The sequence below is a fragment of the Nonomuraea sp. NPDC050478 genome (genome assembly GCF_044458265.1).
Lineage (GTDB): Bacteria > Actinomycetota > Actinomycetes > Streptosporangiales > Streptosporangiaceae > Nonomuraea > Nonomuraea ferruginea.
Map to the genome: position 1 here is coordinate 1,274,583 of NZ_JBITHT010000002.1, position 12,468 is coordinate 1,287,050.

Consider the following 12,468-nt stretch of genomic DNA (forward strand, 5'->3'; position numbering starts at 1 on the left):
TCGATCTCAGACTACCGCTGGTTCCTGCTGCTCCGGCTGGGAGACCGGGCGTGGCTTGCCGGGCATCCACCGGGCCACCACCGCGGCGCCGGCCAGGGCGATCCCCGCCGAGGCCAGGGAGGTGACGTGCATGCTGTGCACGAACGCCTCGTTGGCCAGGCCCAGCAGCGACTCGCCGCGCTCGCCGAGTGAGTGCGCCAGCGCGGCCGTCGCCATGACGGACTCGCCGCCCGCGTGCTGGACGTCCGCGGGCAGGCCCGCCAGCGCGGGCGCGATCTCGCCGCGGTAGGAGGAGGAGAGCACGGAGCCCAGCACGGCCACGCCGAGCGCGCCGGCGACCTGGCGGACGGTGTTGCTCATGGCCGAGCCGACCCCGGCCTTCTCCCGGGGCAGCGCCTCCATGATGGCGGTCGTGGCGGGCGGCATGATGTTGGCCATCGCGACGCCCTGCACGAAGAACACGGCCAGCAGCACGGGGACCGGCGTGTGCAGGTCGAAGAAGGTGTAGCCGAGCAGGATCGCGGTCAGCACCAGGAGGCTGACGGTGGCCGACAGCTTGGCCCCGAACTTCTCGTTCACCCGCTGGCTGAGCGGCGCGAAGATGAGCTGCGCGACCGCGAACGGCAGCATGAGCGCCCCCGCCTGCACGGGGCTGAACCCCAGCGCCACCTGCAGGTAGAAGGTGAGGAAGAACATCCCGCCCATCATCGCGAAGAAGACGATGCCGATCGTGGCGATGGCCGAGGTGAACCGGACGTCGCCGAAGTAGCGCACGTCGAAGGCCGGGTTGTCGATGCGCCGCTCCCACCAGACGAACGCGCCCAGCACCGCGACGCCGGCCAGCACCGGCACGAACACCTCGGGCGAGGTGACGGTGGCCAGCTCGCCGCCCCGGATGATGCCGTAGACCACGGCGACCAGGCCGATGATCGACAGCAGCACGCCCACCGGGTCGAGCCGCGACGGCCTGGGGTCGCGCGACTCGGGCACGACCGGGCCGATCAGCGCCATGCTGATGAGCACGATCGGCACGTTGATCAGGAAGACCGAGCCCCACCAGAAGCGCTCAAGGAGCAGCCCGCCGGTGATCGGGCCGATGGCGACGGCCAGCCCGACGCCGGCCGCCCACACGCCGATCGCCTTCCCGCGCTCCCGTGCCGGGAAGACGTTGGAGATGATGGCCAGCGTGGCCGGCATGATCGCCGCGCCGCCGATGCCCATCGCCGCCCGCGCCAGGATCAGCTGGGTGGGGTCCTGGGCGTAGGCGCTGGCCAGCGACGACAGGCCGAACAGCACCATGCCGACGAACAGCATGCGCTTGCGTCCGGTGCGGTCGCCGATCACGCCGAAGGTGAAGAGCAGGCCGGCGAAGACGAGCGTGTAGGAGTTGATCGCCCACTCCAGCTCGCTCTGGGTCGCGCCCAGCCCGGCCACCGGGTCGGCGATGGTCTTCATCGCCACGTTCAGGATCGTGTTGTCGAGCACGACCGCCAGCAGGCTGAACACCAGCACGCCGAGGATCGCCCACCGGCGCGGATGTCCCGCGTTCTCGTCCATGAGCACACCCAAATTCCGATACGGTCAAGTTTCGCAACGTGACCGTATCGCAGGGCGTTCCGATACGCAACCGTATCGTTTCGTATCAGGTCAGGCGGGGAGCTCCTCCGGCACCTTCGCGGGATCGGCGGCGACCGGCGCGATCTCCCTGCCGCGCCGCCAGAACGGCAGTGCCACCAGCACCATCACCACGCCTGCCGCACCGGCGACCACGAACGCCCACGAAGCGCCGTACAGGTCGATGACCTTGCCCGCGATCGGCGCGGAGGCCGCGCCGCCGATCAGCAGCGCGGTGCCGTTGAGGCCCATGGCCTCTCCTCTGGCGCCCGCCGGCACCCAGCGGCTGAGCGTCTCGACGGTGGACGACAGCGAGGGTGCGCAGAGCAGGCCCGACGGCAGCAGCGCCAGCACCAGCCACCACCAGCCGCCGGAGACCAGCGCCACCGGCATCGTGAGCAGCCCTATCAGGCCGATGAGCACGAGCGGCGAGAACCCGCGCGACAGCATCCCGTAGAGGAACCCGCCCAGCAGCGAATAGAAGCACCAGATGCCGACGGCCAGGCCGATCCACTGGGTGTGGCCGGAGTCCTTCATGGTGCCGACCACGGCCAGCTCGGTCGCGGTGAGCACGAACGTCGCGGCGGCGGCGGTGCCCAGCAGCGCGACCATGCGCGGGGTGAGCCACGTCCGCCTGGGGATCCTGACCTCCGGCTCCGCCAGCTCGGCCGCCGACCTGGTCGGCGGGTTGAGCAGCAGGAGCCCGATCCCGGCGCCGGCGGTGCCGACCGCGATGGCGGTCATCGTCGGCCCGCTGCCGAGCACGGTGATGCCCGCCACCGCCAGCGCGGGCCCGGTCATGTAGGACACCTCGACGAACATCGAGTCGAACGAGAACGCCGTGCGGCGCTGCTCCAGCGGCACCATGGCGGCCAGGCACTGGCGGACCACCGAGAACACCGGCAGCGCGAGCAGCCCGGCCACCAGCGCGGCGCCCGTCAGCACCGGGAACGGCAGCTTCCAGGCCGACGACCAGAACAGCGCCTGCGCGGCCGTGGTGACGATCAGCACCGGGCGCAGCCCGTAACGGTCGACCAACCTCCCGGCCAGCGGGGAGCCCACGGCCATGCCGAGCGTGATCGCCGCCGTGACGGTCCCGGCCATGACGTAGTCCAGCTTGAGCGTCTCCACCACATGCAGCGTCAGCGCCATGCTCATGGCCGTGGTGGGGACCCGGGCGGCCAGTCCCACCAGCAGCAGCACGCCCACACCCGGCAGCCGGAAAAGACGCCGGTAAGGTTCGATTGCCATCTAGATTGCTTACCTCCAGGCCCATTGTTCCAGCCCTCACCGACACTTCCGCCACGGGTTTTCCTGCCGGGGCCGCGCCTGGCATCATCGGAGGGAGTCCGGGGACGCCACCAGGGCGCCTCGAGACGCTTTCGGAGGTTGACCTGATGTCCTCAACCACCCTGTACGGCGGCGTTTCCGGCCGCCGGGTCACCGTGCGCGACCTCGCCGCGGCCAAGGAGCGCGGGGAGCGGTGGCCGATGATCACCGCCTACGACGCGATGACGGCCCGGGTGTTCGACGCGGCGGGCATTCCCGTCCTGCTCGTAGGTGACTCGGCCGCCATGGTGGTGTACGGCTACGACTCCACCCTGCCGGTCACCGTCGACGACCTGCTGTCGCTGACCGCGGCCGTGGTGCGCGGCTCCTCTCGCGCGCTCGTGGTCGCCGACCTGCCGTTCGGCTCCTACCAGACGTCACCGGGGCAGGCGCTGGAGTCGGCGGCCCGGTTCATGAAGGAGGCCGGCGCGCACGCGGTCAAGCTGGAGGGCGGCCGGCGGGTGGTGCCCCAGGTGGAGGCGCTCGTCTCGGCGGGCGTGCCGGTCATGGCCCACCTCGGCCTGACCCCCCAGTCGGTCAACGCGCTCGGCGGCTACCGCGTCCAGGGGCGTGGGGAGGCGGGCGACGAGCTGATGGCCGACGCCAAGGACCTGGAGCGGGCCGGCGCGTTCTCGGTCGTGCTCGAATGCGTGCCCGCCGACCTGGCCGAACGGGTGACGGCCTCGCTGTCGATCCCCACGATCGGCATCGGCGCGGGCGCCGCCACCGACGCCCAGGTGCTCGTCTGGCAGGACATGATGGGGCTGACCCCCAGCCCGGCCCGATTCGTCAAGCGCTACGCCGACCTGGGCGCCGAGCTCGACAGGGCCGCGCGGGCGTTCGCCGACGAGGTCGTCGGCGGCTCCTTCCCCGCCCCCGAGCACACGTACAGCTGAGCCCGGGTGGGGGTCAGTAGTAGCCCTTCTCGCCGTCGACCAGTTCCCTGATGGTGTCCAGGTGGCCGGCGTGCCTGGCGGTCTCCTCGACCATGTGGATCAGCATCCAGCGCAGGCTCGCCGCGCCCGAGCGGTAGTCGGGGTGTTTGCCCACGTCGTCCAGCGAGTGGGCGGCGACGATCTCGTTCGAGATCCGGCACTGACACTCGTACTCGTCGAGGAGCTTCGCCAGGGGGACGCCGTCGATCCGCATGTCGGCGTCCTCCTCCGACAGCCCCGCGCACTTCCACTGGACGATCGCGCGTTGCATGTCGAGCCAGCCCACAAGCTGGGTGCGTTCATCGGCGACGAAAGGGGGACGTTCCCGGGACATGCTCATGAGGGGCGACGCTATTCCGGCGATGCCGGCATCGCACCCTGTTTCGTACCGAAATCACCGCGCGACCGTTCCACCCGCCGCCCGGTCCCGTGGGCGGTCACTCGGCGGCGAGTGTGGCGGGGTCGGTGTTGGAGCCGCAGACCACCACCGCCACCCGCTCGCCGGGCGCGGGGGTGTAGGCGCCCGACAGCAGCGCGGCGTACGCGGTCGCGCCGCCGTGCTCGGTGACCAGGCGGTGCCTCTCCCAGAGCGTGCGGCGGGCGGCCACGATGGCGTCCTCGGCGACCAGCACGCTGCGCGCGCCGGACGAGGCGAGGATCTCGTACGCGATGTCGCCCAGCGCGGTGGCGCCCAGCGAGTCGGCCGCCACCCCGCCCACCTCCACGGGCACCGGCCGGCCCGCCTTGAGCGCCTCGTGGAAGGTGGGGATCCGCTCCGGCTCCACCGCCACGATCCTGGGCCGTCCCCGGCGGAAGCCCTGACCCGAAGCGAACGTGGGCGAGGCCTCCGAGCCGGACAGCGGCGGCTCCTGGAAGGAAGGCGGGACAGCGGAGCCGAGGGCGATGCCCGCGGCGAAGCCGCCGCCGCCGACGGCGACCAGGATGGTGTCGACGCCGCCCGTCTGCTCCATCAGCTCCAGCCCGGTGGTGCCCTGCCCGGCCACCACCTCGGCCTGGTCGTAGGCGTGCACCTTCAGCGCGCCCGTCTCGGCGGCGCGCTTGGCGGCCGCCTCGGCCGCCTCGGAGTAGATCGCCCCGACCTGGTTGACCCGGGCGCCGAGCGCCCGCAGCCCGGCCATCTTGACCGGGCTGGTCACCTCCGGCACGAAGATCTCGGCCCGCGCCCCCAGCGCCCGCGCCGCGTACGCGACCGCCAGCCCGTGGTTGCCGCCACTGGCCGCGATCACCCCGCCCGGCGGCAGCTCGCCCGCCGCCAGCATCCGGTTGAACGCCCCGCGCACCTTGAACGACCCGGAGTGCTGCAGCAGCTCCAGCTTGAGCACGAGCCCCGGCGCGACCTCCAGGACCGGCGTGCGCAGCACGTGCGCCCCGATCCGCCCGGCCGCCGCCACCACGTCCTCGTACGTCACCGTCACAGCTCCCCCTCGATCATCCGTTTGAGCTGTGCTATCCGCTCCTCGTCGCGCCGGTAGAACACCCACTGCCTGATCCGCTTGCCGCGGATGAGGCCGGCGCGCTCCAGGATCTTGAGGTGGCCGGTGGCGCTGGGCTGGGTCATGCCGAGCTTGCCGGCGATGGACCGGCCGCACACCCCGTCGGCCACCAGATCGCCGTCGACCTGGGGCGGGAAGTGCGCGACCGGGTCCTTGAGCCAGTGGAGGATCAGCAGGCGCGGCTCGCTGGCCACGGCGCGGAGCTCGGACAGCACTTAGGCATTTTCCTCAATGCCTAAGGACTAAGTCAACGCCTGCTCGAAGTCCGCCCAGAGATCCTCGGGGTGCTCGATGCCGACGGCGACCCGTACCGTGCCCTCACCGATGCCGTGCCTGGCCAGCTCGGCGGCGGTGAGCGAGCGGTGCGAGGTGGTGGCCGGGTGCAGGATGAGCGTCTCGACGCCGCCCAGCGACGGCGCGACCAGCGCCAGCCGTACCGACCGCATGAACCTCTCCCCCGCCGCGCGCCCGCCCGTCAGGTCGAACGAGAAGAGGCCGCCGAAGTCGGGCAGCAGCTTGGCCGCCACCTCGTGCGACGGGTGCGAGGGCAGGCCCGGCCAGTGCACGGCCGCCACCGACGGGTGCTCGGCCAGGCGGGTCGCGAGCAGGCGGGTGTTGGCGCAGTGGCGCTCCATGCGCAGCCCCAGCGTCTGCATCCCGCGCAGGCTCAGCCAGGCGGCGAACGGGTCCGGCGACGGCCCCAGCTCGATCGCGAAGTGCCAGACGTCGCGGTAGAGCGCGTCGTCGGCGAACACCGCCATGCCGCCGACCACGTCCGTGTGCCCGGACAGGTACTTGGTGGTGGAGTGGACGACGACGTCGGCGCCGTGCTCGATCGGGCGGCACAGCAGAGGGGTGGCGAAGGTGTTGTCGACCACGCTGACCAGGCCCAGCTCGCGGGCCGCCGCGCACATCGCGGGCAGGTCGGCGACCTGGCACATCGGGTTGGCGATGGTCTCCAGGTAGACCAGCTTCGTCCGCGGCCCGACGGCGGCGCGGAGCGCGGCGGGGTCGTGCTCGGGCACGTAGCTGACCTCGACGCCGAACCGCGACACCAGCTCGTTGATCATGCCCGCGGTGCCGCCGTACAGGGCCCGCTGGGCGATCAGGTGGTCGCCCGGCTTGAGCAGGCCGAGCAGCACGGTGTTGATGGCGGCCATGCCGGAGCCGGTGGCGATGGCGGCGACGCCGCCCTCCAGACCGGAGACGGCCTCCTCCAGGGCGCGGACGGTGGGGTTGCTGTAGCGGCCGTAGACGTACGGGCCGTCGGGCCTGCCCATGCCGTCGGCCATGACCGCCGGGTCGTCGAAGGTGAACCCGGAGGTCTGGTAGATGGGCACGGTGATCGGGCGGCTGCCCTCGACCACGGGGTGGGGCACGTGGACCGCGCGGGTTTCAGGACGGTATTCGGTCATGTACGTAAGGATGTCCGGAAAAGTCGCACGAGATCAGAGCCAATCCCACAAGATTGGTCTATGAATGGGGCCAATGTCGACCATCTCGTCGATCTGCTGGGCCGCTGGGCGTCCGGGCGCGGGCCGCTCTACCTGCTGCTCGCGGCCCGGCTGAGGGCGCTCGTGGACGACGGCGTGCTGCCTCCCGGAGAGCTGCTGCCGCCGGACCGGGTGCTGGCCAGACGGCTGGCGGTCGGCCGCGGCACCGTGGTGGCCGCGTACGAGCTGCTCCAGCGGGAAGGGCGGGTGATGCGGCGGCAGGGCAGCGGCACCCGCGTCGCCGAACTCGACCTGCCGGCCACCCGCACCGGCGACGGGGTGACGGCGAACCCGCTGCTGCTGCACATCCTGCACCCGCCCGACGGGGTGACGCTCCTGACCTGCGCCGCCCCGGACGAGCCGCCGCCGGAGCTGGCGGAGGCGTACGAGGAGGCGGCCGGGCGGCTCGCGGGCATGCGCGACCTGGGTTACCAGCCCGCCGGCCAGCCGGATCTGCGGGAGGCGGTGGCCGCCTACTACCGGCGGCGCGGCGTGCCCACGAGCGCGGCGGAGATCATCGTGACCAGCGGCGCCCAGCAGGCGCTCACCCTGCTGACCGGCCTGCTGGTGTCGCCCGGCGACCGGGTCCTGACCGAGTCCCCGACGTACCCCGGCGCCCTGGAGGTCTTCCGCCACGCCGCGGCCGCGATCCGCCCGGTCACCCTCGACCCCCGGGAAACCCTCTCCCCCGGAGAACCACCCGCCCGCCGCCCCGCGCCGGTCGACCTCGTCCGGGCCGTGCGGGAGCGGCCCGCGCTGCTCTACACGGTGCCGACCGCGAGCAATCCCACGGGGTCGGTCATGGACGGGCCGGCGCGCCGCCGGCTGGCCGCGCTGGCCGCCGAGCACGACCTGCCGGTGATCGACGACGAGGTCTCCGCGGAGCTCTGCTTCGACGGCGACACACCGGCCCCGCTCACCGCCTACACCACCGGCGAGCAGGTGGTCACGATCGCGTCGCTGAGCAAGGTCGTCTGGGGCGGCCTGCGCGTCGGCTGGATCAGGGCGCCGGCGCCGCTGGCCGCCCGGCTCGCCCGGCTCCGCGCCGTGCACGACCTCGGCGGCGACGTGGTCGGCCAGCTCGCCGCCGCCGCGCTGCTGCACCGCCTCGACGACATCAGGCGCGACCGCGTACGGGTCCTGCGCGCCCGCCACGACCACCTGTGCGCCGAGCTGCGCGCGCACCTGCCGTCCTGGTCGTTCGAACCGGCACGGGGCGGCCAGACGATCTGGGTCCGGCTGCCGCGCGGCGACGCCGACTCCTTCGCCCAGGTCGCGCTCAGGCACGGGGTGGCGGTGCCGCCCGGCCGCTCCTTCGACCCGCTCGGCGGCCTCGCGGACCGGATGCGGCTGCACTTCCTGTTCCCCGAGGCGGAGCTGTCGGCGGCGGTGCGGGCGCTCGCCGCGGCCTGGCACGCCTACGACCCCACCGAGCGCCTGCCGTCACGGCCGACCCTCGTCGTCTGACACCGGCCGAGAGCGGATCCGCCAGGAGCTGACACCGCGGCGGGCGGGCGCGCGCGTACGGCAAGGTGTGGAGCATGACCTTCGTGCTCGTACACAGCCCCAGCGTGGGCCCGTCCACGTGGGCGCCGGTGGCCCAGGCGCTGGAGCGCCGGGGCCACCAGGCGGTGGTGCCCGATCTGACCGGAGTCACCGGGGGCGGCCCGCCGCACTGGCCGCGGATCGTGGAGGCGGTGCGCGCCGCGACGCCCGCCGGAGGCCCGATCGTGCTGGCGGCCCACAGCAACGCCGGGCTGTTCGTGCCGGTGATCAAGGAAGGGCTGGGCGACCGGGTGGTGGCGTGCGTGTTCGCCGACGCCCACCTACCGCCCGAGCGCGGGCTGGTCAGGCCGGGGCAGGACGACTTCCTGCCGTTCCTGCGCGAGCTGGCCGGGGATGACGGCGTGCTGCCGCGCTGGACCGACTGGTGGAGCGAGGAGGACGTGGCGCCCATGTTCCCCGCGGACCCGGCCGTGCGCGACCGGGTGGTCGCCGAGCAGCCGCGGCTGCCGCTCGGCTTCTACACCGACCCGGTGCCGGTGCCCGCCGGGTGGGACGCCGTGCGCTGCTCCTTCCTGTGGTTCGGGCCGCCGTACGACACGGTGGCGGAGCAGGCGCGGCGGCGCGGCTGGCCCGTGCTCCGCGTCCCCGGCCACCACCTCCACCCGGTCGTCGACCCGGAGGCGGTGACCGGCGCGCTGCTCAAGCTCTCCCGCAGGTCGTGAATTCCTCACTGCCGCCGCGCGCCCCGGCCGGGAAGAGTCGCAGGCATGACAGCGATCCTGGTGAACGAGCTCGTCAAGCGCTACGGCGCCTTCGAGGCGGTGAAGGGCGTCTCGTTCGAGGTGCCCGCCGGGCAGATCTTCGCCCTGCTCGGCAGGAACGGCGCGGGCAAGACCACGACCGTGGAGGTGCTGGCCGGGTTCCAGCGGCCTGACGGCGGCTCGGTGCGGGTGCTCGGCCTCGACCCGGTGGCCGACCGGGCGGCGGTACGGCAGCGCACCGGCGTCATGTTGCAGGAGGCGGGGTTCTTCCCCGACCTCACCGTGGCGCAGACCGTCGACACCTGGCGCGACTTCACCTCCGCGCCGCGTCCCCGGGAGGAGGCGCTGGAGCTGGCCGGGCTGAAGGAGAAGGCGGCGACCAGGGTGCGCCAGCTGTCCGGCGGGGAGAAGCGGCGGCTCGATCTGGCGCTGGCCCTGCTGGGCCGGCCCGACGTGCTGTTCCTCGACGAGCCGACCGCCGGCATGGACCCGCGGGCGCGCGTGGACACCTGGGAGGTGGTGCGCGAGCTGGCCCGGCAGGGCACCACGGTCCTGCTGACCACCCACTACCTGGAAGAGGCGCAGCGGCTGGCCGCCGCCATGGCGATCATGGACGAGGGCGCGGTCGTGGCCGCGGGCGGCATGGCCGAGACGCTGGCCGGGCTGCGCGGCCGGGTGGCGTTCCGGCTGCCCGCCGGCGTGCGGCCCGATGACCTGCCGCTGCCGGTCTCGATCGACGGCGAGCTGGCCGTGTGCCGCGCCGACGACCCCGACCTGGCCGCCCAGACGCTGCTGACCTGGGCCGCCGGGCGCGGCCTGCGGCTGGCGGGCCTGGAGGTCCGCACCGCCACCCTCGAAGACCTCTTCCTCGACCTGCCCAGGAGCGCACGATGAGTCTCGCCGCGACCTACCGGCTCGGCACCCGCCTGTTCTGGAAGGACCGGGGCATGCTCTTCGGCTCGGTCGTCACGCCCGTGGGCCTGGCCATCGGGCTGCCGGTCCTGATGCGGAACGTCACCAGCGCGGGCGTGGCCGACGTCGCCCATCTCTTCCACGGCATGATCGCGATCGTGCTGGCGACCACCACGTTCATGACCATGGTCGTCGCCCTCACCATGCGCCGCGACCAGCTCGTGCTCAAGCGGCTGCGTACGACCGAGCTGACCGACGGGCAGATCCTGGGCGGGCAGATCGCCAGCGTCGTGACCCAGACCGTGGTCATCGTCGCGCTGTCGGCGGTGGCGGTGCGGGTCCTGGCGGGCGTGCCGCTGCCGGGCGAGCCGCTGCTGTTCGCGGCGGCCGTCGTGGCGGGTTCGGCGGTGATGGCGCTGCTGGCCGCCGCGTACACGGCCGCGATCCCGCGGGCCGAGCTGTCGGCCGCGTTCGCCATGCCGGTGTTCCTGCTGGCCGGGGTGGGCGCGGGGGCGATGGGGCCGATCCCGCTGCCGTCCCTCGTCCAGACGGCGCTCGACCTGCTGCCGACCGCCGCCGTGGTCGCCGCGGTGCGCCACGGCGAGGTGCTGGCGCCCGCGCTGAACCTGGCCGCGTGGACCGTGATCGGGGTCGTGAGCCTGAGGCTCTGGTTCCGGTGGGAGCCGAGGCGCTCATAATCTGACGTCGTGACCTCCACCTCCGCCCGGCGCATGGCGAGCGGCCTGCTGACCGGCGTCGCCATCGCCTACACGCTGCTCGGGCTGCTCTACTACCAGTTCGGCGCGCTGCTGGGGCTCATGGCGACGGCGATGATGCTGACGGTCGTGGCCCTGCACTACGTGAACATGCGGGCGGGGCTGCGCGGCGGGCGGCCTGCCCTGTTCCCGCTCACGCTGGTGCTGCAGGCGCTGGTCACCTACGTGCCCGACTTCCTGCTGCCGTCCGGCTACTCGTCGGTGGCGGCGCCGATGCTGGCGGGAAGCGTGCTGGTGCTCCTGCCGCTGCGCTGGGGCGGGCCGCTCGTCGCGGTGATGACGCTGTACGGGGCGACCGCGACCTGGCTCGGCCTGCCCTTCGCCATCGTGTCCTTCTTCTTCACCCTCGCCGTGCCCATCACCGGGGCCATGATCTACACGCTGGTGCGGCTGGCCAGGCTCGCCGCCGACCTGGAGGAGGCCAGGGCGGAGCTGGCCGAGGCGGCGGTGCTGAAGGAGCGGCTGCGCATCTCCCGCGACCTGCACGACGGGCTGGGCCGCAGCCTCACCGCCATCGCGCTCAAGGGCGACCTGGCCTCCCGGCTGCTCGACCGCGACCCCGCGTCGGCGCGGGGCGAGGTGACGGAGCTGGTCCAGGTGGCCAGGGAGGCGGCGCAGGACGTGCGGCAGGTGGCGCGCGGCTACCGCGAGCTGTCGCTGGCGGGCGAGACGGACCGGGCGGTGGCGCTGCTGGAGTCGTCGGGGGTGCGCTGCCAGGCCCACCTGGCGGACGTGACGCCGCCGAAGCGGTCGGACGAGGCGCTGGCCTGGGCCGTGCGGGAGGCGGTCACCAACATCCTGCGCCACAGCCACGCCACCACCTGCACGATCACCACGTCGGCCCGTGACGGGAGGGTGCGCCTGGAGGTGGCAGACGACGGCGTCCCGGACGCTCCGGTCGTCCTCGGGGGCGGGCTGACCGGGCTGGCCGAGCGGGCCGCCCAGGCGGGCGGCACCCTCACCGCGGCGCGCGGCGAGACGGGCGGCTTCCTGCTGGCGATGGAGGTCCCGGCATGACGGCCATCAGGGTGATGCTGGCCGAGGACATGCACATGATCCGGGCCGCGCTCACCGCGCTGCTGCGCCTGGAGTCCGACATCGACGTGGTCGCCGAGGTGACGCGCGGCGACGAGATCGTGCCCGCCGCCCTGGAACACCGCCCCGACGTGGCGATCGTGGACATCGACCTGCCGGTCGTCGACGGCATCACCGCCGCCGCCGAGCTGCGCGAGCGGCTCCCCGAGTGCCGGATCCTCGTGCTGACCGCGCTCGGGCAGCCAGGCCAGGTGCGCCGCGCGCTGACGGCCGGGATCGGGGCGTTCCTGGTCAAGGACGCGCCCGGCCACCGGCTCGCCGACGCCATCCGGCGCACCGCGGCGGGGCTGCGGGTGCTCGATCCCGAGCTGGTGTCGGCGGCGATGGAGTACGGCGAGAGCCCGCTGACGCCGCGCGAGTCGACCGTGCTCAGGGAGGCCGCCCGGGGCGCCTCGGCGGAGGAGATCGCCTCCCGCCTGCACCTGTCGCCCGGCACGGTGCGCAACTACCTGACGGGCGCGATCACCAAGACGGGCGCCCGCAACAAGATCGACGCCATTCGCATCGCGGAAGACGCCGGTTGGCTCTGACGC

General features: G+C 73.2%; 13 protein-coding genes. 7 read left to right on the forward strand and 6 right to left on the reverse strand.

Going from position 1 to position 12,468, the window contains the following annotated elements; genetic code table 11:
• Positions 1 to 6 precede the first annotated feature (6 nt).
• Together ACIBF7_RS13945 and ACIBF7_RS13950 are read right to left on the reverse strand one after the other, a co-directional pair.
• Entirely contained in the window at positions 7 to 1,557 is a 1,551-nt protein-coding gene (locus ACIBF7_RS13945; RefSeq protein WP_397197215.1) for an MFS transporter, read from the reverse strand.
• 90 nt (positions 1,558 to 1,647) lie between these two features.
• Complete coding sequence (locus tag ACIBF7_RS13950) at positions 1,648 to 2,865, reverse strand: MFS transporter (RefSeq protein ID WP_148032872.1); 1,218 nt, start codon at positions 2,863 to 2,865, stop codon at positions 1,648 to 1,650.
• A gap of 146 nt (positions 2,866 to 3,011) precedes the next feature.
• On the opposite strand from ACIBF7_RS13950, the gene panB reads away from it, so the two are divergent.
• Positions 3,012 to 3,839 carry a 3-methyl-2-oxobutanoate hydroxymethyltransferase gene (panB, locus tag ACIBF7_RS13955; RefSeq protein ID WP_397197216.1) on the forward strand — a complete coding sequence of 276 codons (828 nt, stop codon included), beginning with the start codon at positions 3,012 to 3,014 and terminating at the stop codon, positions 3,837 to 3,839.
• Positions 3,840 to 3,852: 13 nt separating this feature from the next.
• On the opposite strand, the gene ACIBF7_RS13960 is transcribed toward panB, so the two are convergent.
• The 4 genes from ACIBF7_RS13960 to ACIBF7_RS13975 form a co-directional block, all read right to left on the reverse strand.
• Positions 3,853 to 4,218, reverse strand: coding sequence for a DUF664 domain-containing protein (locus tag ACIBF7_RS13960; protein ID WP_271278755.1), 366 nt, complete (start codon positions 4,216 to 4,218; stop codon positions 3,853 to 3,855).
• A 97-nt stretch (positions 4,219 to 4,315) separates the two neighbouring features.
• A complete protein-coding gene (locus ACIBF7_RS13965; protein ID WP_148032875.1) occupies positions 4,316 to 5,314 on the reverse strand; it encodes a threonine/serine dehydratase in 999 nt (332 codons plus the stop codon).
• Positions 5,311 to 5,607, reverse strand: coding sequence for a helix-turn-helix transcriptional regulator (locus ACIBF7_RS13970; RefSeq protein ID WP_271278753.1), 297 nt, complete (start codon positions 5,605 to 5,607; stop codon positions 5,311 to 5,313). The genes ACIBF7_RS13965 and ACIBF7_RS13970 overlap by 4 nt, the downstream gene beginning before the upstream one ends.
• A gap of 27 nt (positions 5,608 to 5,634) precedes the next feature.
• On the reverse strand, positions 5,635 to 6,807 hold the full coding sequence (locus ACIBF7_RS13975; protein WP_148032876.1) for a PLP-dependent aspartate aminotransferase family protein: 1,173 nt from the start codon (positions 6,805 to 6,807) through the stop codon (positions 5,635 to 5,637).
• A 60-nt stretch (positions 6,808 to 6,867) separates the two neighbouring features.
• Here ACIBF7_RS13975 and ACIBF7_RS13980 point away from each other — a divergent pair, with 60 nt between their 5' ends.
• The 6 genes from ACIBF7_RS13980 (at position 6,868) to ACIBF7_RS14005 (ending at position 12,465) form a co-directional block, all read left to right on the forward strand.
• Positions 6,868 to 8,352 carry a PLP-dependent aminotransferase family protein gene (locus tag ACIBF7_RS13980; protein ID WP_397197217.1) on the forward strand — a complete coding sequence of 495 codons (1,485 nt, stop codon included), beginning with the start codon at positions 6,868 to 6,870 and terminating at the stop codon, positions 8,350 to 8,352.
• Positions 8,353 to 8,426: 74 nt separating this feature from the next.
• A complete protein-coding gene (locus ACIBF7_RS13985) occupies positions 8,427 to 9,113 on the forward strand; it encodes an alpha/beta hydrolase (RefSeq protein ID WP_271276327.1) in 687 nt (228 codons plus the stop codon).
• 45 nt (positions 9,114 to 9,158) lie between these two features.
• Complete coding sequence (locus tag ACIBF7_RS13990; protein WP_397197218.1) at positions 9,159 to 10,046, forward strand: ABC transporter ATP-binding protein; 888 nt, start codon at positions 9,159 to 9,161, stop codon at positions 10,044 to 10,046.
• Entirely contained in the window at positions 10,043 to 10,762 is a 720-nt protein-coding gene (locus tag ACIBF7_RS13995; RefSeq protein WP_397197219.1) for an ABC transporter permease, read from the forward strand. The genes ACIBF7_RS13990 and ACIBF7_RS13995 overlap by 4 nt, the downstream gene beginning before the upstream one ends.
• A 9-nt stretch (positions 10,763 to 10,771) precedes the next feature.
• Positions 10,772 to 11,857: a sensor histidine kinase gene (locus ACIBF7_RS14000; RefSeq protein WP_148032881.1), complete on the forward strand. Its 1,086-nt coding sequence runs from the start codon at positions 10,772 to 10,774 to the stop codon at positions 11,855 to 11,857.
• Entirely contained in the window at positions 11,854 to 12,465 is a 612-nt protein-coding gene (locus ACIBF7_RS14005; RefSeq protein WP_397197220.1) for a DNA-binding response regulator, read from the forward strand. Before ACIBF7_RS14000 ends, ACIBF7_RS14005 begins: the two co-directional genes overlap by 4 nt.
• Positions 12,466 to 12,468 lie beyond the last annotated feature (3 nt).